Source organism: Brevundimonas sp. GW821-FHT10A07 (genome assembly GCF_059415785.1).
The window spans coordinates 61,254-77,995 of the sequence record NZ_JBWKNX010000013.1 but is presented as its reverse complement, the minus strand read 5'-3'; the positions used below and the strand labels follow the sequence as shown (position 1 = coordinate 77,995).

Here is a 16,742-nt window from a genome sequence, read left to right as displayed (position 1 = left end):
AGCCCCGGCAAAGGGCAAGGCGGCCTAATGCAGGCTGCGGCCGCCCGAGACGTCGTCCGCCTTGCGATGAAGCAGATTGCCCATCCGCACGCCCGATCCGGTCGGCGCCGCCATCTTGCCCGCCCCTTCGTCCAGCTTGCGCGCCTCGTGGGCGAAGGCGGCGGCCAGGCCCGCGGACGACATGGCCGCCAGCACCTGTTTCCACATCGACGACGGGCGCAGACCCAGCCAGACGGCGTTGACGGTCTGGGCCGCGACCCACAGGCCCATGGCTCTGGTCCGCTCGCGCGCCGGCGGGGCGTTCCAGACACGCACGGCCGACAGGGTGGTGGCCGAGAACACCGCAGGAAGGATCAGACTGAAGGCGCCGTGGGGCTTCTCGGTGATCGGCAGGTCGCGGTCGCGAACCTGTCTCAAGGACCGTTTCGGCCTCAGCGCGCCAGAGGCTATGCCCGTCGCCAGCAAGGCGAACCCCACCGTCAGGGCGACGCCCATGGCCACATGCCCGGCGCTGCGCCCCTCGCTGTTCAGCAGGTCCACAGCCGCGTCGCGCACATCATCAATGGCGTCGTCGATATCCGTCATGGTCCGCTCCAGCTTGCCCGTCGAAATCTAATGGCCGGGACCGGACGCGGTTCCGTCAGACCTCTTCCGGCTCGACCGGTTCCATCTCGCGCGGATCGAAATCATAGTCCAGCAGATCGCCTGGGCGACACTCCAGAACGGCGCATAGTCGCGACAGGGTGCTGAAGCGAATGCCCTTCACCTTGCCGGACCGGAACAGGGAGAACTGGGTTTCGCTCAGGCCGACCTGGGCGGCGACATCGCGCGCCTTCAGGCCCTTGCGGACCATCAGATCATTCAGGGTCACGCGAACGGGCATTCAGATCATTTCGTCCATCTCGGCCTGCAGCAGGCCCGCCTGATCGATCACCCGTCCCAGAAGGAAGAGGGCGCCGCCGATCATGCCCAGGGTCATGCCGGCGACGTCGAAATAGGCCCAACTGCTCCGCTCGTCGCCCAGAAGCCGCATCAGATTGGTGACGCCGAACACGCTGAGCAGCCCGCCGAAGCCCAGCGCCATCCCCACACGACGCAGGGCGGACGACAGGGTCGGCTGGATCAGCCGCCCCTTGGCCAACTGCCCTAGCGCCGACCCGATCGACCAGACGGCGAACAGGTAGAGAAGCGTCGGCGAGGCCCAGACGATCTCCCGAAGCAGGAGGGTGAGGTCTCTGTGTTCTCCGCGTGCGGCGAAGACCGCAGGCACGATCACATACATCAGCCCCAAGATCGCGCCGACGCTGCAAACCATGAAAACCGCGAGCCAGCGAAACTGCCGGCACATGCGGCGAAAACGGGCGAGATCGTCGGCGGCCATGGGTTTCCCTGCGGAGCTGAACCTGTCGTGTCTTTAATCTTGACTTAAAAATCCTCCTCGCGCAACTTTATCTAAGAGTTAAATGCGGGGTGGGTTATAGCGGCCATAGAGACAGTAGGGCTGACGCGCATGTTCGGTCGTCGTTGTGCGGTGGACTCGGTGTCCATGACGGCCCCCAAGCATGCGGTCTATGGGTTCCTGGGGCGCAACGGCGCCGGCAAGACCACGACGATGAAGATGCTGATCGGCCTGTTGCGCCCGACCTCGGGCGTGGCGCGGGTCTGCGGCGTCGATGTAGCGCGGGACCGAATGGGGGCGGCGCGTAAGATCGGCGCCCTGCTTGAGGCGCATGGCTTCTACGGCCATCTGACGGGCCGCGAGAACCTGGACCTGTCCCGACGCTTGCTGGGCCTACCGGCGACCGAGATCGACCGGGTGCTGGCGGTTGTCGACATGTTGCGCGACGGCGGGCGCCGGGTGAGCGACTATTCCCTGGGCATGCGTCAGAGGCTGGGTATCGCGCGGGCCATGCTGGGCTCGCCGCCGGTGCTCCTGCTTGACGAGCCGACCAACGGCCTGGATCCCGACGGCATTGCGGACATGCGACGCTTCCTGCGCGAACTGCCGGACCGGGCAGGGGCGACCGTGCTGCTGTCCAGCCACCTGCTGGGCGAGATCGAACAGACGGCCAGCCACGTCGGCATCATTCACGAGGGTCGGCTGGTGGTGGAGGGGGAACTGAGCCGGCTGAAGGCCGATCTGGCGCCCGAGATCGGTCTGCGCGTCGATGATCCGGATCGGGCCAGTGCGGTGCTGCGGACCCGTGATCTCACCTTGAGCAAAGACGCCGAAGGCCTCGTGGCCCGGCTGCGTCCCGGCGACGATCACGACCAGGTCTCCGCCGCCCTCAATCGCGATCTGATCGCCGCCGGCGTGTCCGTTTTCGCCATAGGGCCGCGCGCGCGTTCGCTGGAAAGCATCTACCGCGCCGCCTCCACCCCGATCCCCTCCCGCCACCTGGAGACCGTCTGATGCTCGCCGTCCTGTCCGTCGAAATCCGCAAGTTGAACCGGTCTCTGGCCTTGCTGCTGGCGGCGGCCGCCCCAGCCCTGATCGCCATCTTCGCCTTCGCCATGATGTTGCGGTCGCGACAGCCGTCGGAATGGGACATGTGGATCGGCAGTGGCCTGGCCATATGGGCCTATTTCCTGATGCCCATGTGCGTCACCGCCCTGACCGCCCTGATCGCCCAGATGGAACATGCGCCGCGCAGCTGGGACCATCTGCGCGCCCTGCCGGTTCCGCGCTGGACCCTCTATGCGTCAAAGGCGATCTGCGTGATCGGTCTGGTTCTGGTGATGAGCGCCGCCGTCCTGGGCATGACGGTTGGGGCGGTCGTTCTGGGCGGCATGGTCAAACCCGAGGTCGCGGCGGTCGGCCGTCTGGACCTGGCCGGCTATGCCTGGACCCTGATCCGGATCGCCGTAGCGGCGGTGCTTATGATCGCCATCCAGTTCTGGACGGCGATCCGGTTCGCCAGTTTCGTGCCTGGTCTGGTGCTGGGTATCGGCGGCACCTTCTTCGCCGTGGTCGCGACTTCGGCCAAACAGGGCGTCTTCATGCCCTGGCAGATGCCGGTGAACATCCTGGCGACCGAGGCGTGGCGCGTTCAGACCGCCTTGACCCTGGGCGGCGGTCTGGGTCTCGTCGTCCTCGCGGCGGCGGTGATCCACCTGGCCCGCCGCGAGGGCTGAGGATCGATCAGCCGCCGGTGGCGCTGTTGTCGGTGACAATTTCCTTCATGGCCGACTGCAGATAGTTCTGCGCGCCCATCAGCTCGATCAGCTTGTGCTGGTTCTCGAGGAAGTCGATGTGTTCCTCGGTGTCGGCCAGAATCTTCATCAGCAGGTCGCGGCTGACGTAGTCGCGGGTCTCTTCGCACAGGGTCACGGCGGCGGCGGTCGCGACGCGGCTGTCCAGCTCGAGTTGCAGGTCGGCGCCCAGACATTCGATCGGATCCTCGCCGACCTTCAGCTTGTGCAGGTCCTGCAGATTCGGCAGGCCGTCCAGGAAGAGGATGCGTTTGATCAGCATGTCGGCGTGTTTCATCTCGCCGATCGATTCTTCGTAGATGACGTGCCCCAGGTGGGCCAGACCCCAGCTTTCGAACATGCGCGCATGCAGGAAATACTGGTTCACCGCCGTCAGCTCGTTGGTGAGCACCGCGTTCAGCGTGCGGAGGATAGCGGGGTCGCCCTTCATGGCCGTGTCCTTGGTCTTGCGACGGCGCCTTCGCCGTCTGTCGAGCGACGCAATACCACAGTAAAATCGACCCTGCTTATTTGCGAGTTTTTATCACTGCATTGATAGTGCGAGTGATTTTCGGCAGCGGGGCGGTGGCTATTCAGCCGCCAGCGCGAAGGCTTCGCGGCTGTCCTGGATCATCTGGCGCATCTCGCAGACGCATTTGGCGCATTGGGCCTGGCACTGATGGCTGGCGAAGATGTCGCGCGGGCGACAGGCCCCGGCCTCGATGGCCTGGGCCACATCCCGCTTGCGAAGACCATTGCAGTTACAGACGTACACGAGGGTTCTACGCGTTCCATAGACTGAGAATGGTTCGCTATAGCAGGCCTTAAGGCGATTGCAAGTCGTTCGCATGGGTGTGCGACGACGGACCCGTTGACGAATGGTCGCAGGAGGGGGAAGTCAGCCCCATGGCCAGAACCCCGACCGTTCCCGACCGCCCGCCCTGCCGGCTGTATCTGATCACCCCGCCCGCGATTCCCGATCTGGACGCCTTCGCCGCGACCCTGGACGAGGCCCTGGGCGCCGGCGACGTGGCCGCCCTGCAGATTCGGCTCAAGCCCGCCGACGACGCCGCCATTTGCGCGGCCGTTGAGCGGCTGGCGCCGATCGCGCGGCGTCATGGGGTGGCGGTCCTGCTGAACGACCGACCCGATCTGGCGAAGGCCACGGGCTGCGACGGGGTTCATATCGGTCAGGAGGACGGTTCGCTGGCCGAGGCGCGGCGCATCCTGGGGCCGGACGCCATGATCGGTGTGACCTGCCACGACGACCGCGACCTGGCCTGGGACGCGGCCGAGGGCGGGGCGGATTATGTCGCCTTCGGCGCCTTCTATCCGACCGACACCAAGACGACGGTCCACCGACCCGGTCTGGAGATCCTGACGGTCTGGCAGGAGACCGTCGAGACGCCCTGCGTCGCCATCGGCGGAATCACCGTCGAGACGGCGGCGGAGGTGGCGCGTGCGGGCGCAGATTTCATCGCCGTCAGCGCCGGGGTCTGGTCTTATGACACAGGTCCAGCTTCAGCGGTTAAGGACTTCAATCATAGATTGAATAATTAGCATGTGACCATGTTTCAGGGGATATTAGGAACCGCATGGTTTGATGGCGCGATCAATTGCCTCGAGACCCTGCATGCCCCTGAGCCGTGTGCTCGACATCGATGTCGCGGCGCCGCCGACGCAGCCGTCGGGCGCGCGCATGCGCGCGGCTGAGCCGAGCAGCGGCGATGTCTTCGCCCACCCCTTGATTCCCGTGATGACCGGCGTGGCTGTCGCTGTTCTGGCGGCGGTGTCCATCGGCTGGGCCCATAGTCTGGGGCTCATCTCGGGACTTTGGGGCGTATGCGGGGTGGCGGTCGCCGTCTGGCTTCGGACCGGGCGGGGGCGGCGTCACGACGTGGCCTTCGCCACCGTCCTGATGATCAGCATCCTGATCGGCGAGTTGATCGCCGGCTACAAGCCCATGCTGTCCCTGCTGTTCGCCCTGGCGAACATGGTGGAGATCATCGGGGCGGTTCTTCTGGCGCGCCGCTTCGCCCCGACGCTGAACGTGTCCAGCCTGAACGGCGTGGCGCGGTTTCTCATTTGCACCGCGGCTCTCGCGCCGATCCCGGCGGGCGTGTTCGCGTCGATCGCCTTGGCGCCGTTCGGTTCGGGCGATGTGCTGGAGACGTTTCAGACCTGGTGGTTCGGTCATGCGCTGGGCTTGGCCGTCATAGGCACGCTCGGCTTGTCTCTGACCTGGTCCACCCTGGCCCGTCTCACCCGCCCCGGCGCGCTGTTGGAGGCCGGCCTGTTGCTGGCGGGCGTGCTGGCTGTCCAGTTCTTCGGCCTCACCGGCCGTGCCGAGATCGGTGTGGCGATGATCCCCTTGTTGCTCGGGGTCGCGGTCCGACTCGGCGTCGCGGGCACGGCCTTCAGCCTGCTGGTCGTCACCCTGCTGTCGGTCGGGGGCGCCATGCTCGGCTACGGTCCCCATTTCGAGACCCTGAGCCGGTCGGAACAGGTTCTGGCGGCCCAGCTCCAGGTTCTGGTCGGCTATATGCCGATCCTGCTGGTCGCGGCCCTTCTGGAGGAGCGCGACCGTCTGTCCGAACGGGCGCGATCCGGGCAGGTCCGGGCGGAGCAAGCCTCGGAGGCCAAGTCGCGCCTGCTCGCCAATGTGGCGCATGAGATCAAGAGCCCGGTCGCCGGCGTGATCGGCATCGGCAATCTGTGGTCGACCGGCCAGCTCGGGCCTGTCACGCCCCAGCAGTCGGAAATGGCGGACGTGCTGGTCAAGACCGCGCGCCAGGTGGAGGCGTTGGCCCACGACCTGCTCGATGTGGCGCGAGCCGAGTCCGGCGCGGTCAAGGTCGATCTGCGGCCGACCGATATTCCCGGCCTGCTGGAAGACGTAAGGCGCGCGGCCATGCTCAGGTCGGAAGCCCAGTCGGTGGATGTGCAGGTGGTCTGCGAGGGCGACGGTCTGATCGCGGTGGCCGATTCCCAGCGACTGGCGCAGGTGATCGACAATCTGACCAGCAACGCCCTCAAATACGGCGGCTCGGGCGGGCGGGTGATTCTGCGGGCGCTTCGTGCGGACCAGCATATCCGCATCGAGGTGGTCGATTTCGGCCCGGGCCTGTCCTCGCAGAAGCAATCGCAGCTGTTCGAGCCCTTCAATCGTCTGGGACTGGAGCGATCCAGCGTGGAGGGCCACGGCGTCGGTCTGGCCATCGCCAAACGACTGGTCGAACTGCAGGGCGGCGCCATCGGCGTGATCTCGAGCCCCGGCGAGGGCGCGACCTTCTGGGTGAATCTGCCGCACGCCTGACCGCACGCTTGCGGTTCCTTCGGCGCCGGGTAATGGTCCGGCCATGGTCGTCATCGCTCTCGCCGTCGCTCTTGTGTCCGGGCAGGACACGTCCACGCCGCGCTCGGCCTCGGATCTGACGCGCGATCTCAACAGCGGACCGCCGTTCGCGACCTCCGCCCCGACCTCGGCTCCTGTTTCGGCCCCCGCGCAGGTCGCCCCTGCGCCTGCGCCTGCGCCCGTCCGGGTGGAGCCGGCCCCGCAGTCCAGACCAGCGCCCCAGCCCTCGACCTTGACCCGCGACCTGAACAGCGCGCCGGCCTCGACCGCCCGGCCCGTGACGCCCGGGGCCCAGACGCCTGTTGCCCAGACGCCTGTTGCCCAGACGCCTGTTGCCCAGACGCCCGCCGCCCAAACGCCTGCTGCCCAGACGCCTGCTGCCCAGAGGCCGGTTACGCCGCCGCCTGCGCAGACCCCTGTCCGGTCTCCATCGACCGCCCCCGTCGCCCAGCGCCCCGCGACCGTTGCGCCGACGCCTGCGCCGGTTCAGGCCAGTCCCGTGCGGCACGCGCCTGCTGCGCCCGCGCCAACCCAGACGCCGTCAACGGTCGCTCCGGCGCCTGCGCCGCCCGTCGCGCCTCAAGGATTGGACGCTGCGGCCATGGCCGCCTTGCCGTTCACGCTGGATCTGCCGTCCGGAACCGTGCTGACCCAGTCGCGCGCCGGCGCTGACGCCCGAATCTACGCCGTCCGTCGCGCGGACACGGTTCTGGTCATGATCTACGCGGGGCCGGCGTCGCAGTTTCCCATCTATGACGGCCAGATGATCCAGGCCGGCGGACGGGCCTCCATCGTCGTGACCGAGGGCGGACGCCGCCTGGCCATCGAGCATCTGTTCCAGCGTGCGACCGCGCCGCTGGAAATCCACGTCTGGGTGGCGTCGCCGGACGGCGCCGACCGCGAACAGGGCGAACGGATCGCCCAGTCGGTCGACGCCCGCTAGGCGATCTCAGTTTTCGGACCAGACCGCCATTTCGGTTCCTGCCGGATCGGCGAAGTGGAACCGCCGGCCGCCGGGAAAGGCGTAGATCGGCTTCAGGATCACGCCGCCCGCCGCCTGGACCTTGGCCTGCATGGCTTCCAGATCGTGGGCGTAAAGGATGGGCAGGGGCGTCTTGGTCCGCTCGGCCTGATCGGCGTCGAACCCTCCATCCAGTCCCTGGTCGAACGCGGCGTAGGTGGGGCCGTAGTCGACGAAGGTCCAGCCGAAGGCCCGGCTGTAGAATTCCTTGGTTTCGGGCAGGCTGGCGGCGGGCAGTTCGAGGTAGTCCAGTTTTCCGTCTTCACGCACGGGTGATCTCCTGGGGTGCGGCGCCACCGACGAACCTCTCTTGCACGCCGCCCGGATGTGCGCAAACCTGCAAACGGTTCGCAGTTGCAGGAGTCGCTGATGATCGTGATGACGACGGGTCTAACCGGCCTGATGGCTCTGATGCGACAGGATGAGAAGACGGCCGCACGAACGGAAGAGCGCGCGCCTGTCCGCCCGACAGTGGTTTCGGACAGTCAAAAGCTGCGCGCCCGACCGGGCTGATCGACCCGCCCTCAGTCCTTGGCCGTCAGCCCACCTGGGCGCGGTGGCGCAGCAGGGCGTCGGCCAGGACGCAGGCGGCCATGGCCTCGACAACCGGCACGGCGCGAAGGGCGACGCAGGGGTCGTGGCGGCCCTTGGTGCGCAGGTCGGTCTCCTCGCCGTCGCGGGTAATGGTCTGGCGCGGCGTCAGGATCGAGGAGGTGGGTTTGAACGCCACCCGCGCCGTCACCGGCTGCCCCGTCGATATGCCGCCCAGAACCCCGCCCGCATGGTTGGACAGAAAGACCGGCTGCTTGTTCAGGTCCAGCCGCATCTGGTCGGCGTTGTCCTCGCCCGACAGTTCAGCGGCTGCGAAGCCGGCGCCGATCTCGACGCCCTTGGCGGCGTTGATCGACATCAGGGCGGCGGCCAGTTCGGAATCCAGCTTGCCGTACAGGGGGGCGCCCCAGCCGGCCGGCACGCCTGTGACCTCCAGCGCGACCACGGCGCCGATGGACGAGCCGGCCTTGCGGATATCGTCCAGATAGGCCTCCCACGCGGACACGACGGCGCGCGACGCGGCGAACAGGGGATTGTCGTGGACGGCGTCGAAATCGATGTCTTCGGGGGCGATCCTGTGCGGCCCGATCTGGACCACGCCGGCGCGGATCTTCACGCCGTCGCCCAGCACCTTGCGCGCCACGGCGCCCGCCGCCACCCGGCTGGCGGTTTCCCGCGCCGAGGACCGTCCGCCGCCGCGCGGATCACGAACCCCGTATTTGGTCTGATAGGTGAAGTCGGCGTGGCCCGGCCGATAGGCGCGGGCGATCTCGCCATAGTCCTTGGACCGCTGGTCCTCGTTCTGGATCAGGATCGAGATGGGCGTGCCGGTGGTCACCGGGCCTTCGCCGTCGTCGAACACGCCCGACAGGATCTGGGCCGTATCGCTCTCGCGCCTCTGGGTCACGAAGCGCGAACCCCCGGGCTTGCGCTGATCCAACCAGGGCTGGAGATCGGCCTCGGTCAGCGGGATCAGCGGCGGACAGCCGTCCACGACGCAGCCGATAGCCGGCCCATGGCTCTCGCCCCAGGTGGTCACGCGAAAGAGATGGCCGAAGGTGTTGTGCGACATGGCGCAACCTAATGGTCGAGGACGGCGGCCAGGTCCAGTGTCCGGGCGGCCTCCTGTAGCCGACGATCCCGCGTCCACAGCCGCGCGCCGGGCGTCAGTCGGGTGGAGGCGAGGAGGTGAAGATCCAGATAGCCGACGCCAATCCCGAAAAGCCGGTTCTTTTCGATCAGGGTCAGCACCTCTTGGTGCGAGGCGGCGACAGCGGTCGGCAATCGCGAGAGTTGGTCGAGAAAGGCGCGGCGGTTGGCGAGGTTTCCAGCGGCCAGTTCACCGATGATGGCGGGATGGCACAGGATGTCCTCGCCACGAAGCCGCTCAACCAGGGTCTGGTCTGTTGATCGCAGGTGCGCGATCCATACCGAACTGTCGGCCAGGATCATTCCTCGACCAATTCGGGGCGTCGCCGAGGCGCGGCTGTGGCTTTGGGGTCAGTTCCGCCCATGGCGGCCAGGCGACGCGCCGCCTCGCGGGCGACGAACGCCTTTAGGGCTTCACGAATGATCGCGGACCGCTCGGACAGACCGGAGTATTCCGCCGCCATTTCCATCAGTTCGTCATCGAGTGTCACGGGGGTCCGCATGGCGTGCCTCATCAAAAACGTCACCAGATGATGCGCTCAATGAGGTGACGCTTCAAGATCAGGCCGCCAGACGCTCCGGCGCCCAGGCGCGGGTGAACCGGACCAGCATATCCTCGGCGGCCGAGGGCGCCTCCGACGACGGGGTCAGGGTCACGAACAGATGGCCCGCCGGATGGGGGCCGCGCGCCGGCAGGCCCATGGCCTTGAACCGCACCCGCGCCGGGGCCGCCATCTCGGGCGTGATCCAGGCCGAGCGGGGGCCTGCGTGGGTTTCGATCTCGACCCGGCCGCCTTCGTCCAGCAGGCGCGAGGGGGTGGGCCAGGTCATGAACAGGTCGTCGCCCATGACTGAAAGCCCGTCCTCGGGCCGGATCAACACCGCCAGATACAGGTCCGACCCGTCCGCCGCGCCGCCGCGCAGCCGCAGATGCTCGCCCGTGCGCAGGCCCGCCGGGACGGCGACCCGAACCGTGCGCGCGCCCAGCCTCAGTTCGACCCGCGCGCCGGCCAGAGCCTGCATCGGGTTGAGCCCCAGCACCGGCCTCGGCGCAGGGCGTTCGGCGGGGGCGGCCAGACTGGGGCGGGCGGGGACATGGGCCTGGATCAGGCGATAGGCGGCGATCACCCGCCGGAACCGTTCGGCGTCTCCGCCGGCCTGGTCCGGGCGCGCCGCCTTCACCGCTGCGCGGAAGGCGGCCTTCAGGGCGGCGGCGTCGGCCGCGCCGTGCAGGCCCAGGATCGACAAGGCTTCGCGAACGGCGGCGGCGTCGGAGGTGGAACGGATGGCGCTCATTCCCGTACCGTTCGCGCCTTAGGGTCAATGCCGGGTTAACTTAACTTTTCAGGCTACCGCGCTTCGCGCACCTTGAGGCCATTCATGTTGGGCTACCGCGCCTCGCGCGACTTGAGGCCATTTATGTCGGGGGGCTACCGCGCCTCGCGCTACTTGAGCCCGGGGGGGGGGCGTTTTGATCCGGATCATTTCCACCGCCTCTGTCCCGCGCTAAGTCAGGCGCATGACCCCCCCCGTGATCCCGCCCAGCCCGTCGCGCGAAGAGTACGCGCGCGACTATGCCGCCGCCCTTGCCGCCAATGGCGACGAGACGATCTTTGACCGGGTCGAGCCCATCGGCCTGTTCGTCGAATGGCTGGCCGAGGCGGGGGGGCACGAGGTCAATGATTCCAACGCCATGACCCTGTCCACGGTGGACGCTGACGGCATGCCCGACGCCCGGATCGTCCTGCTGAAGGACGTGGATGGGCGCGGCTTCACCTTCTATTCGAACCGCGAGAGCGCCAAGGGTCTGGAGCTGGACGCCCGTCCGGTGGCCGCCCTGACCTTCCACTGGAAGTCGTTGCGGCGTCAGGTGCGGGTGCGCGGCCAGGTGCAGCCGGTCAGCAAGGAAGAGGCCGACGCCTATTTCGCCAGCCGCGCCCGCGAGAGCCGGGTCGGGGCCTGGGCCTCGGACCAGTCTCGTCCGCTCGACGCGCGTGCGACGCTGGAAGGCGCCGTGGCGCGCGAGACGGCCCGGTTCGAGGGCGACGAGGTGCCGCGCCCCGAACGCTGGACCGGCTGGCGTGTGACGCCGCAAAGCGTCGAATTCTGGCGCGACCGTCCATTCCGCCTGCACGACCGGCTGCGCTTCACGCGCGACGGCGACGCCTGGAGCCGCGAACGCCTCTGGCCTTGATGTTGCGGCCGTTCGGCGCGAACGAAACGCTCTGGCTTCGGCCGCGTTAAGCTCGCTCGTCTCGGCCAAGGGTCTTCATGCGTTTTCTGCCGCTTCTGTTCGCGTCTTTGCTGCTTGCGGCCTGCGCCACCCATCCCGGCAAGGTCTCTCATGTCCGGTTCGCCGGCGACGCCCGGTCCGTGCTGGCGGCGACACAGGCCGGGACGGTGCGCGGCGTTCAGGGCGCGGGAGTTCGCGCCTTTCTGGGCGTGCCCTTCGCCCGTCCGCCGGTCGGCGATCTGCGCTGGCGCGCGCCCCAGCCGGTCCAGGCCTGGACCGGCGTGCGCGATGCGACCCGGCCGGGATCGGACTGCACCCAGGCCATTGGGCGCAAGGCCATTCTGGGCGGGGGCGGCGGCCTCGTCGTGGGGGGCGAGGACTGTCTGTATCTGAACATCTATGCGCCCGCCGGAGACGCCGCCGAGCTGCGGCCGGTGATGGTCTATATTCCCGGGGGCGCCTTCACTGTCGGCTCGGGCGTCAACTATGATCCGTCGAAACTGGCCGCCGATCAGGATCGGGTGGTCGTCACCCTGAACTACCGCCTGGGCGCCCTGGGCTGGCTGGCCCATCCGAAATTCCAGGCGGAAAGCGAAGGCTTCGGCGGCAATTTCGGCCTGATGGACCAGCAGGCGGCCCTGCAATGGGTGAATCGGAACATCGCGGCCTTCGGCGGCGATCCGGCCAATGTGACCCTGTTCGCCGAGAGCGCAGGCGCGTGGACGGCCTGCTACCTGATGGCCTCGCCCAAATCCGAGGGCCTGTACCAGCGGGTCATCATGCAAAGCGGCGGATGTCTGGAGCCGTCGTCCCTGGTCAGCGCGGAGGAGGCGGCTAGGACCGGGCCGAAGTTTGCGGAAAACCTGGGGTGTGGCGGCCTCGATCAGATCGACTGTCTGAAGGCCCTGCCGGCCTGGCGGTTGGCGCGCGCGCCGTCCCTGCGGGCGGGGATCAATGGGCCTGGATCCTGGGGACCGGTTCATACCGACGCGACCGTGCCGGAAAACCCGGCCCTGGCGATCCACGAGGGCCGCTTCACCCGCGTGCCGGTCATCGTCGGCACGAACCTGGACGAGGGGCGGCTGTTCGCCAATGAGGTCAAGGACATGGATCGCTACCAGAAGGAGACGATCTGGATGTACGGCGATGTCGGCCCGCGCGTGCTGGACCGTTATCCGGTCGGTCCTGAGGGGCCGGCCTACGCCATCGCTGCGAACTTCACCGACCAGAGGTTCGCCTGTCCGTCCCAGGCCCTGCGCCGTCAGTTGTCCCGCTATGTGCCGGTCTGGGGCTATGAGTTCGCGGATCGCGGCGCGCCCTTCGTCCTGCCGGACTGGCTGGTCGGCCTCGACCTGGGCGCCTATCACGCCAGCGAACTGGCCTATGTGTTCGGGACCAGTTGGGTCTTCACCGATGTGAAGCGGTTCACACCCCGACAGAAGGTCCTGTCCGACCGGATGCAGAGGTTGTGGGCCGGTTTCGGCCAGGGCGACTTCGGCCCCGAATGGCCCCGCGTCGAGGGTGCGGGGCCGGTGCGGGTGTTCACGGCCCAGGGCGACCGACTGGATAAGGACTTCTTCGGCCGCCACCACTGCGACTTCTGGGACGGAACGCCTTTCGGCGCGGTTCAGTAGTCAGACGAACCGCACGGTCACGCCGGGCTTGACCTTGTCGGCCAGCATCCAGGCGTCCCAGTTGGTCAGGCGGACGCAGCCGTGCGAGGCGGTCTTGCCGACCAGATGCGGGTCGGGCGTGCCGTGGATGCCGTAGCTGGGCTTGTTCAGATCGATCCAGACCACGCCGACCGGATTGTTCGGTCCCGGCTGAACCACGACCTTGCGGCTCCCTTCGCCAAAGCTCAGCTTGGACGGGTCATAGGTATAGTTCGGATTGCGGGCGACGCCGTTGACCTTGACCGTCCCGGTCGGCGTCGGATTATCGCCGCTGCCGATGGTGGCCGGGAAATAGGCGATCAGCTTGCCGTCGGCGGCGAAGGCCTTGACCGAACCTTCGGCCTTGTCGACGTCGATATGGTCCACCTCGGCGGGCAGGGGCGTGGTGTTCACCGCCGGAACCAGCAGGGTCTGGCCGACGCGGTTGAAGTCCGCGCCCGGGTTCATCGCCCTCAGCAGGCCCTCGGTCACGTGGAACCGCTCGGCCAGGGCCTCGACGATATTGGCGTAGCCCATGGCGGCCGCCTCGCCCTGGGCTTCCAGATCAGTCGGAACCACGCCGATATAGGGGCCGGCCACGTCCTCCTGGGTGATCCGATAGGTCGAGGTCACGGCGCCGATCCCCACGGCGCGAAGCCGGCCCATGATGTCGGCGTCCAGTTCGCCGGTGACGGGCAGACCCTGCGCCTCCTGGAAGGCCGAGATCGCCTGACGCATGTTCGAGCCGGCCAGTCCGTCGATGGCGCCGGGCGAAAACCGCGCCCGTTCCAGCAAAATCTGGGCGCGGATCAGGGCCGGTTCCGGTTGAGCCGGATTCTGCGCCGTCGTCGGAGGCGCGTCGGGCGCGGGGGGCGAATAGGCGCTGTTCTCGATGGCGTCGCGCGACAGGGGCCCTGACTGCCCGACTTCGGCGGCGGGGGACGTCGCCGCATCTCGGTCATGGTCGGCGGGCGGGGAACAGGCGGCCAGGGTCAGGACGGCGAGACTGGAGGCGATGCAGGCGAAACGGCGGTTCATTCGGGAGCTTTCGGAAGCGACAGACAAGGGCGTGGTGGCGTCGGGTTCAGTTCTCTTCGCCCGTCGCGGGATCGGTCGCGGTCTCGCCGGAGTTGCTGGAGCCTTCTGAGCCCTTGGGTTCGGTCGCGGGGCGCGGCGGTTCGCCGTCGTGGTCCGGACGCAGGTTTTCGTTCTCTACGTTGCGATTGTCGGGACGTGCGTCTGTCATCTGGGTCTCCTGGCGGAGCAGGCCTCCGCAGGGATGTCAACGCGCGCGGGGCGGCGGGGCTCCCGGCTGTGGCGATATCACCCCGTTCACCATGACGATGAACCATACCGAAACGGGCCGTGGCGCATGGTTTCTGGAATGGACCTTGCTCCCAAGGGTCGCATGAGGACGCGCATGGCCGAAACGCTGCAGGTCGAGATCATGAGCGCGGAGGCGATGGACGCCGCCGCGATCGCCCTGTGGCGCGACTGGACGACGACCAATCCGGCCCTGACCAGTCCCTATTTCCGCTGGGACTATACGCAGATCGCCGCCCGCGTCTGTCCGGGCGCGGCCGTGGCCGTGTTTCGGCGCGGCGGGCGGATCGTCGGCTTCTTCCCGCATCAGAAACGCGGCGGATCGGTGCAGCCGCTGGGTGCGCCGATGAACGACTATCATGGCGTGATCGCCGCCGAGGGCGAGACCATCACGCTGGAACAGGTGGCGCACCTGCTTCATGCACGCCGGTTGAACGTCCCCGGCTGGATCGGCGCGGCCGAGACCGGCCAGGCGCGTGAGACCGTTCAGGTCGCCATGCCGGACGCCGGCTTCGACGCCTGGTACGCCGAGCGTCGCGTGACCTTCGGCAAATATTTCAAGGACAAGGAACGGGCCCGCCGCAGCCTGGAGGCCGAGCTGGGCCCCGTTCGGGTCGAACGCGGCCTGCGCGCCCCCGCCCTGCTGGACCAGTTGATCGATCTGAAGGCGGCCCAGTATCGCCGCTCGGGCCTGCACGACATTTTCGCCTGTGGCTGGACGCGCGACCTGCTCCACGCCCTGATGGCGGACCCCCGGCCGGACTTCGGGGCCTCGATGGCGGCCATGCATGCGGGGGACAAGCTGGTGGCGATCGAGTTCTCGCTACACGCTGGTCGGCATTATCATTTCTGGTTCCCGGTCTATGAACCCAGCCTGGCGCGTTGCTCGCCGGGGATATTGCTGAGCATGGACACGATGCGGCTGGCTTCGGCCGAGGGTTTCCGGGTCTTCGACTTCGGGTTCGAGGGCGAGAGCTACAAGAAGTATTTCGTCAACGCCCGGCAGACGGTGCGCGAGGCGGTGGTGATGCGGCCCGGCCTGACCCAGGCGCTGGGCGACGCAGCGGTAGGCGTGCTGGACAAGGCGGGCGGCCGGGGCGAGGCGCTGCGGGCGTCGCTGCGCCGTCGCTGGTCCACCATCGAGGCCTGCGAGGCCTCGCCCGTCGGGCGGCTGCGCGGCGCGGCCGTCGCGGTTCGATCCGCCGTCAGCAAGGCCGCCGCCCGCAGGAAGACGCCCACGCGCGTCGCCCATGTCTGAGGATAGGATCATGAGCGGCCGCCGCACCCGCTATCCCGGCCCCATCGCCGAGGCCAAGACCCATCCGCACAGCCTGGTCGAACAGGGCTTCGCCGAGGATGCGGCCCTGGCCGCCGTGCTGGACCGCTATCCGGCCGAACTGTTCGACATCAATCTGTACGATTACGACGACGCGGGCCAGGTCAGCCTGCGCACCGGCGCGCGGGGGCGGCTGTCGGGCGAGGATCTCCTGGAGGCGATCAAACAGGGCCGGCTCTGGGTCAATCTGCGCGGGGTCGAGACGGCCTGGCCCGAATTGTGGGCGGCGGCGATGAAGGATTTCGCCGCGATCCAGGCGAGCTATCCAGGCCTGCGGGCGGTGCGGAACGCCGGTCAGCTGATCCTGTCCTCGCCCAAGGCGCGGGTGCCCTATCATTTCGATGCGGCGGGGGTAGTTCTGTTCCACCTGCGCGGGCGCAAGCGGCTGTTCGTCTATCCGGGCGACGAGCGGCATCTGCCCGAGCGCAGCATGGAACAGGTCGTCGCGCGCCAGACGACGGAGGAACTGCCCTATGATCTGGCGTTCGAGAAAGACGCCCAGATCATGGATCTGGAGCCCGGCCGCGCCCTGACCTGGCCCTTGTATGCGCCGCATCGTGTGGAGAACCTGGACCGGTTCTGCGTCAGCCTGTCGATGGATTTCCAGACCTGGCCGTCGCGGTTCAGAAACGGCGCGCTGTTCACTAACGCCGTGATCCGCAGCCGGGGCGGCGAGCCGCGCCTCACCGACGGCATGGCGGCGCCGGAGTTGGCGGCGCGCTGGGTCGCGTCGCTCGCTTTGAAGCGGGCCGGGGCGATGAAGAGCCGGATCGCGACCTTCGAGCGCGACTTCCAGCCCGAGGTCGGGGCTGCGGACGGCGCGGGCGCCTTGAACGCCACCCGTTAATTCGAGTTCATGACCTCGAGTTAAAATGACTCGCGGGTCGCCAGCGCGCACCTTTTCCTCATATCCGGGAAAGGGAACGCCT

At 67.9% G+C, this 16,742-nt stretch carries 21 protein-coding genes; 9 read left to right on the top strand and 12 right to left on the bottom strand.

Annotated features, from left to right (window positions below; all coding sequences use genetic code 11):
- Positions 1–24 precede the first annotated feature (24 nt).
- From AC07NC_RS12150 to AC07NC_RS12140, 3 genes are read right to left on the bottom strand one after another with little or no spacing between them, the layout of a single operon-like run.
- On the bottom strand, positions 25–585 hold the full coding sequence (locus AC07NC_RS12150; RefSeq protein WP_008261886.1) for a tryptophan-rich sensory protein: 561 nt from the start codon (positions 583–585) through the stop codon (positions 25–27).
- A gap of 55 nt (positions 586–640) precedes the next feature.
- The gene (locus AC07NC_RS12145; protein ID WP_035308935.1) at positions 641–883 is read right to left on the bottom strand and encodes a helix-turn-helix domain-containing protein; all 243 of its coding nucleotides are present in this window, start codon (positions 881–883) and stop codon (positions 641–643) included.
- On the bottom strand, positions 884–1,381 hold the full coding sequence (locus tag AC07NC_RS12140; protein ID WP_494569699.1) for a DUF2975 domain-containing protein: 498 nt from the start codon (positions 1,379–1,381) through the stop codon (positions 884–886).
- A gap of 165 nt (positions 1,382–1,546) precedes the next feature.
- Between AC07NC_RS12140 and AC07NC_RS12135 the strand changes: the two genes are divergently transcribed.
- Positions 1,547–2,413 carry an ATP-binding cassette domain-containing protein gene (locus AC07NC_RS12135; protein WP_494569698.1) on the top strand — a complete coding sequence of 289 codons (867 nt, stop codon included), beginning with the start codon at positions 1,547–1,549 and terminating at the stop codon, positions 2,411–2,413.
- Positions 2,413–3,135 (top strand): ABC transporter permease, encoded by a 723-nt coding sequence (locus tag AC07NC_RS12130; RefSeq protein ID WP_494569697.1) that lies wholly within the window; start codon positions 2,413–2,415, stop codon positions 3,133–3,135. The genes AC07NC_RS12135 and AC07NC_RS12130 overlap by 1 nt, the downstream gene beginning before the upstream one ends.
- A gap of 7 nt (positions 3,136–3,142) precedes the next feature.
- On the opposite strand, the gene bfr is transcribed toward AC07NC_RS12130, so the two are convergent.
- Both bfr and AC07NC_RS12120 read right to left on the bottom strand, forming a co-directional pair.
- Complete coding sequence (gene bfr, locus AC07NC_RS12125) at positions 3,143–3,643, bottom strand: bacterioferritin (RefSeq protein ID WP_008259683.1); 501 nt, start codon at positions 3,641–3,643, stop codon at positions 3,143–3,145.
- Between the two features lie 138 nt (positions 3,644–3,781).
- Positions 3,782–3,967, bottom strand: coding sequence for a (2Fe-2S)-binding protein (locus AC07NC_RS12120; RefSeq protein ID WP_183194912.1), 186 nt, complete (start codon positions 3,965–3,967; stop codon positions 3,782–3,784).
- Between the two features lie 131 nt (positions 3,968–4,098).
- Here AC07NC_RS12120 and thiE point away from each other — a divergent pair, with 131 nt between their 5' ends.
- The 3 genes from thiE (at position 4,099) to AC07NC_RS12105 (ending at position 7,490) form a co-directional block, all read left to right on the top strand.
- On the top strand, positions 4,099–4,752 hold the full coding sequence (gene thiE, locus AC07NC_RS12115; RefSeq protein ID WP_494569696.1) for a thiamine phosphate synthase: 654 nt from the start codon (positions 4,099–4,101) through the stop codon (positions 4,750–4,752).
- Between the two features lie 73 nt (positions 4,753–4,825).
- Positions 4,826–6,508: a sensor histidine kinase gene (locus AC07NC_RS12110; RefSeq protein ID WP_494569695.1), complete on the top strand. Its 1,683-nt coding sequence runs from the start codon at positions 4,826–4,828 to the stop codon at positions 6,506–6,508.
- Positions 6,509–6,551: 43 nt separating this feature from the next.
- Positions 6,552–7,490 (top strand): hypothetical protein, encoded by a 939-nt coding sequence (locus AC07NC_RS12105; protein WP_494569694.1) that lies wholly within the window; start codon positions 6,552–6,554, stop codon positions 7,488–7,490.
- Positions 7,491–7,496: 6 nt separating this feature from the next.
- On the opposite strand, the gene AC07NC_RS12100 is transcribed toward AC07NC_RS12105, so the two are convergent.
- The 5 genes from AC07NC_RS12100 to AC07NC_RS12080 form a co-directional block, all read right to left on the bottom strand.
- Complete coding sequence (locus AC07NC_RS12100) at positions 7,497–7,838, bottom strand: VOC family protein (RefSeq protein WP_154726798.1); 342 nt, start codon at positions 7,836–7,838, stop codon at positions 7,497–7,499.
- 268 nt (positions 7,839–8,106) lie between these two features.
- Entirely contained in the window at positions 8,107–9,192 is a 1,086-nt protein-coding gene (gene aroC, locus AC07NC_RS12095) for a chorismate synthase (protein WP_008263701.1), read from the bottom strand.
- Positions 9,193–9,200: 8 nt separating this feature from the next.
- Positions 9,201–9,572 carry a type II toxin-antitoxin system VapC family toxin gene (locus tag AC07NC_RS12090; protein ID WP_492070897.1) on the bottom strand — a complete coding sequence of 124 codons (372 nt, stop codon included), beginning with the start codon at positions 9,570–9,572 and terminating at the stop codon, positions 9,201–9,203.
- Positions 9,569–9,772: a type II toxin-antitoxin system VapB family antitoxin gene (locus AC07NC_RS12085; protein ID WP_494569693.1), complete on the bottom strand. Its 204-nt coding sequence runs from the start codon at positions 9,770–9,772 to the stop codon at positions 9,569–9,571. The genes AC07NC_RS12090 and AC07NC_RS12085 overlap by 4 nt, the downstream gene beginning before the upstream one ends.
- Before the next feature lie 58 nt (positions 9,773–9,830).
- The gene (locus AC07NC_RS12080; protein ID WP_494569692.1) at positions 9,831–10,565 is read right to left on the bottom strand and encodes a DnaJ C-terminal domain-containing protein; all 735 of its coding nucleotides are present in this window, start codon (positions 10,563–10,565) and stop codon (positions 9,831–9,833) included.
- 223 nt (positions 10,566–10,788) lie between these two features.
- Between AC07NC_RS12080 and pdxH the strand changes: the two genes are divergently transcribed.
- Together pdxH and AC07NC_RS12070 are read left to right on the top strand one after the other, a co-directional pair.
- Positions 10,789–11,463 carry a pyridoxamine 5'-phosphate oxidase gene (gene pdxH, locus AC07NC_RS12075; protein WP_494569691.1) on the top strand — a complete coding sequence of 225 codons (675 nt, stop codon included), beginning with the start codon at positions 10,789–10,791 and terminating at the stop codon, positions 11,461–11,463.
- A 77-nt stretch (positions 11,464–11,540) separates the two neighbouring features.
- Positions 11,541–13,136 carry a carboxylesterase/lipase family protein gene (locus AC07NC_RS12070; RefSeq protein ID WP_494569690.1) on the top strand — a complete coding sequence of 532 codons (1,596 nt, stop codon included), beginning with the start codon at positions 11,541–11,543 and terminating at the stop codon, positions 13,134–13,136.
- Here the strand turns inward: AC07NC_RS12070 and AC07NC_RS12065 are convergent, their stop codons facing one another.
- Positions 13,137–14,192: a L,D-transpeptidase family protein gene (locus AC07NC_RS12065; protein ID WP_494569689.1), complete on the bottom strand. Its 1,056-nt coding sequence runs from the start codon at positions 14,190–14,192 to the stop codon at positions 13,137–13,139.
- Positions 14,193–14,238: 46 nt separating this feature from the next.
- Positions 14,239–14,400, bottom strand: coding sequence for a hypothetical protein (locus AC07NC_RS12060; protein WP_008259259.1), 162 nt, complete (start codon positions 14,398–14,400; stop codon positions 14,239–14,241).
- A gap of 174 nt (positions 14,401–14,574) precedes the next feature.
- Here AC07NC_RS12060 and AC07NC_RS12055 point away from each other — a divergent pair, with 174 nt between their 5' ends.
- Both AC07NC_RS12055 and AC07NC_RS12050 read left to right on the top strand, forming a co-directional pair.
- Positions 14,575–15,735, top strand: coding sequence for a GNAT family N-acetyltransferase (locus AC07NC_RS12055; RefSeq protein ID WP_494569688.1), 1,161 nt, complete (start codon positions 14,575–14,577; stop codon positions 15,733–15,735).
- A 10-nt stretch (positions 15,736–15,745) separates the two neighbouring features.
- Positions 15,746–16,660: a transcriptional regulator gene (locus AC07NC_RS12050; RefSeq protein ID WP_494569687.1), complete on the top strand. Its 915-nt coding sequence runs from the start codon at positions 15,746–15,748 to the stop codon at positions 16,658–16,660.
- The last annotated feature ends 82 nt before the right edge of the window (positions 16,661–16,742 follow it).

Coding starts and splice junctions, on each gene's coding strand:
- AC07NC_RS12150 (WP_008261886.1), bottom strand. CDS start 585: ATGACGGATATCGACGACGCCATTGATGATGTGCGCGACGCGGCTGTG.
- AC07NC_RS12145 (WP_035308935.1), bottom strand. CDS start 883: ATGCCCGTTCGCGTGACCCTGAATGATCTGATGGTCCGCAAGGGCCTG.
- AC07NC_RS12140 (WP_494569699.1), bottom strand. CDS start 1,381: ATGGCCGCCGACGATCTCGCCCGTTTTCGCCGCATGTGCCGGCAGTTT.
- AC07NC_RS12135 (WP_494569698.1), top strand. CDS start 1,547: ATGACGGCCCCCAAGCATGCGGTCTATGGGTTCCTGGGGCGCAACGGC.
- AC07NC_RS12130 (WP_494569697.1), top strand. CDS start 2,413: ATGCTCGCCGTCCTGTCCGTCGAAATCCGCAAGTTGAACCGGTCTCTG.
- bfr (WP_008259683.1), bottom strand. CDS start 3,643: ATGAAGGGCGACCCCGCTATCCTCCGCACGCTGAACGCGGTGCTCACC.
- thiE (WP_494569696.1), top strand. CDS start 4,099: ATGGCCAGAACCCCGACCGTTCCCGACCGCCCGCCCTGCCGGCTGTAT.
- AC07NC_RS12110 (WP_494569695.1), top strand. CDS start 4,826: ATGCCCCTGAGCCGTGTGCTCGACATCGATGTCGCGGCGCCGCCGACG.
- AC07NC_RS12105 (WP_494569694.1), top strand. CDS start 6,552: ATGGTCGTCATCGCTCTCGCCGTCGCTCTTGTGTCCGGGCAGGACACG.
- aroC (WP_008263701.1), bottom strand. CDS start 9,192: ATGTCGCACAACACCTTCGGCCATCTCTTTCGCGTGACCACCTGGGGC.
- AC07NC_RS12090 (WP_492070897.1), bottom strand. CDS start 9,572: ATGATCCTGGCCGACAGTTCGGTATGGATCGCGCACCTGCGATCAACA.
- AC07NC_RS12085 (WP_494569693.1), bottom strand. CDS start 9,772: ATGCGGACCCCCGTGACACTCGATGACGAACTGATGGAAATGGCGGCG.
- AC07NC_RS12080 (WP_494569692.1), bottom strand. CDS start 10,565: ATGAGCGCCATCCGTTCCACCTCCGACGCCGCCGCCGTTCGCGAAGCC.
- pdxH (WP_494569691.1), top strand. CDS start 10,789: ATGACCCCCCCCGTGATCCCGCCCAGCCCGTCGCGCGAAGAGTACGCG.
- AC07NC_RS12070 (WP_494569690.1), top strand. CDS start 11,541: ATGCGTTTTCTGCCGCTTCTGTTCGCGTCTTTGCTGCTTGCGGCCTGC.
- AC07NC_RS12065 (WP_494569689.1), bottom strand. CDS start 14,192: ATGAACCGCCGTTTCGCCTGCATCGCCTCCAGTCTCGCCGTCCTGACC.
- AC07NC_RS12060 (WP_008259259.1), bottom strand. CDS start 14,400: ATGACAGACGCACGTCCCGACAATCGCAACGTAGAGAACGAAAACCTG.
- AC07NC_RS12055 (WP_494569688.1), top strand. CDS start 14,575: ATGGCCGAAACGCTGCAGGTCGAGATCATGAGCGCGGAGGCGATGGAC.
- AC07NC_RS12050 (WP_494569687.1), top strand. CDS start 15,746: ATGAGCGGCCGCCGCACCCGCTATCCCGGCCCCATCGCCGAGGCCAAG.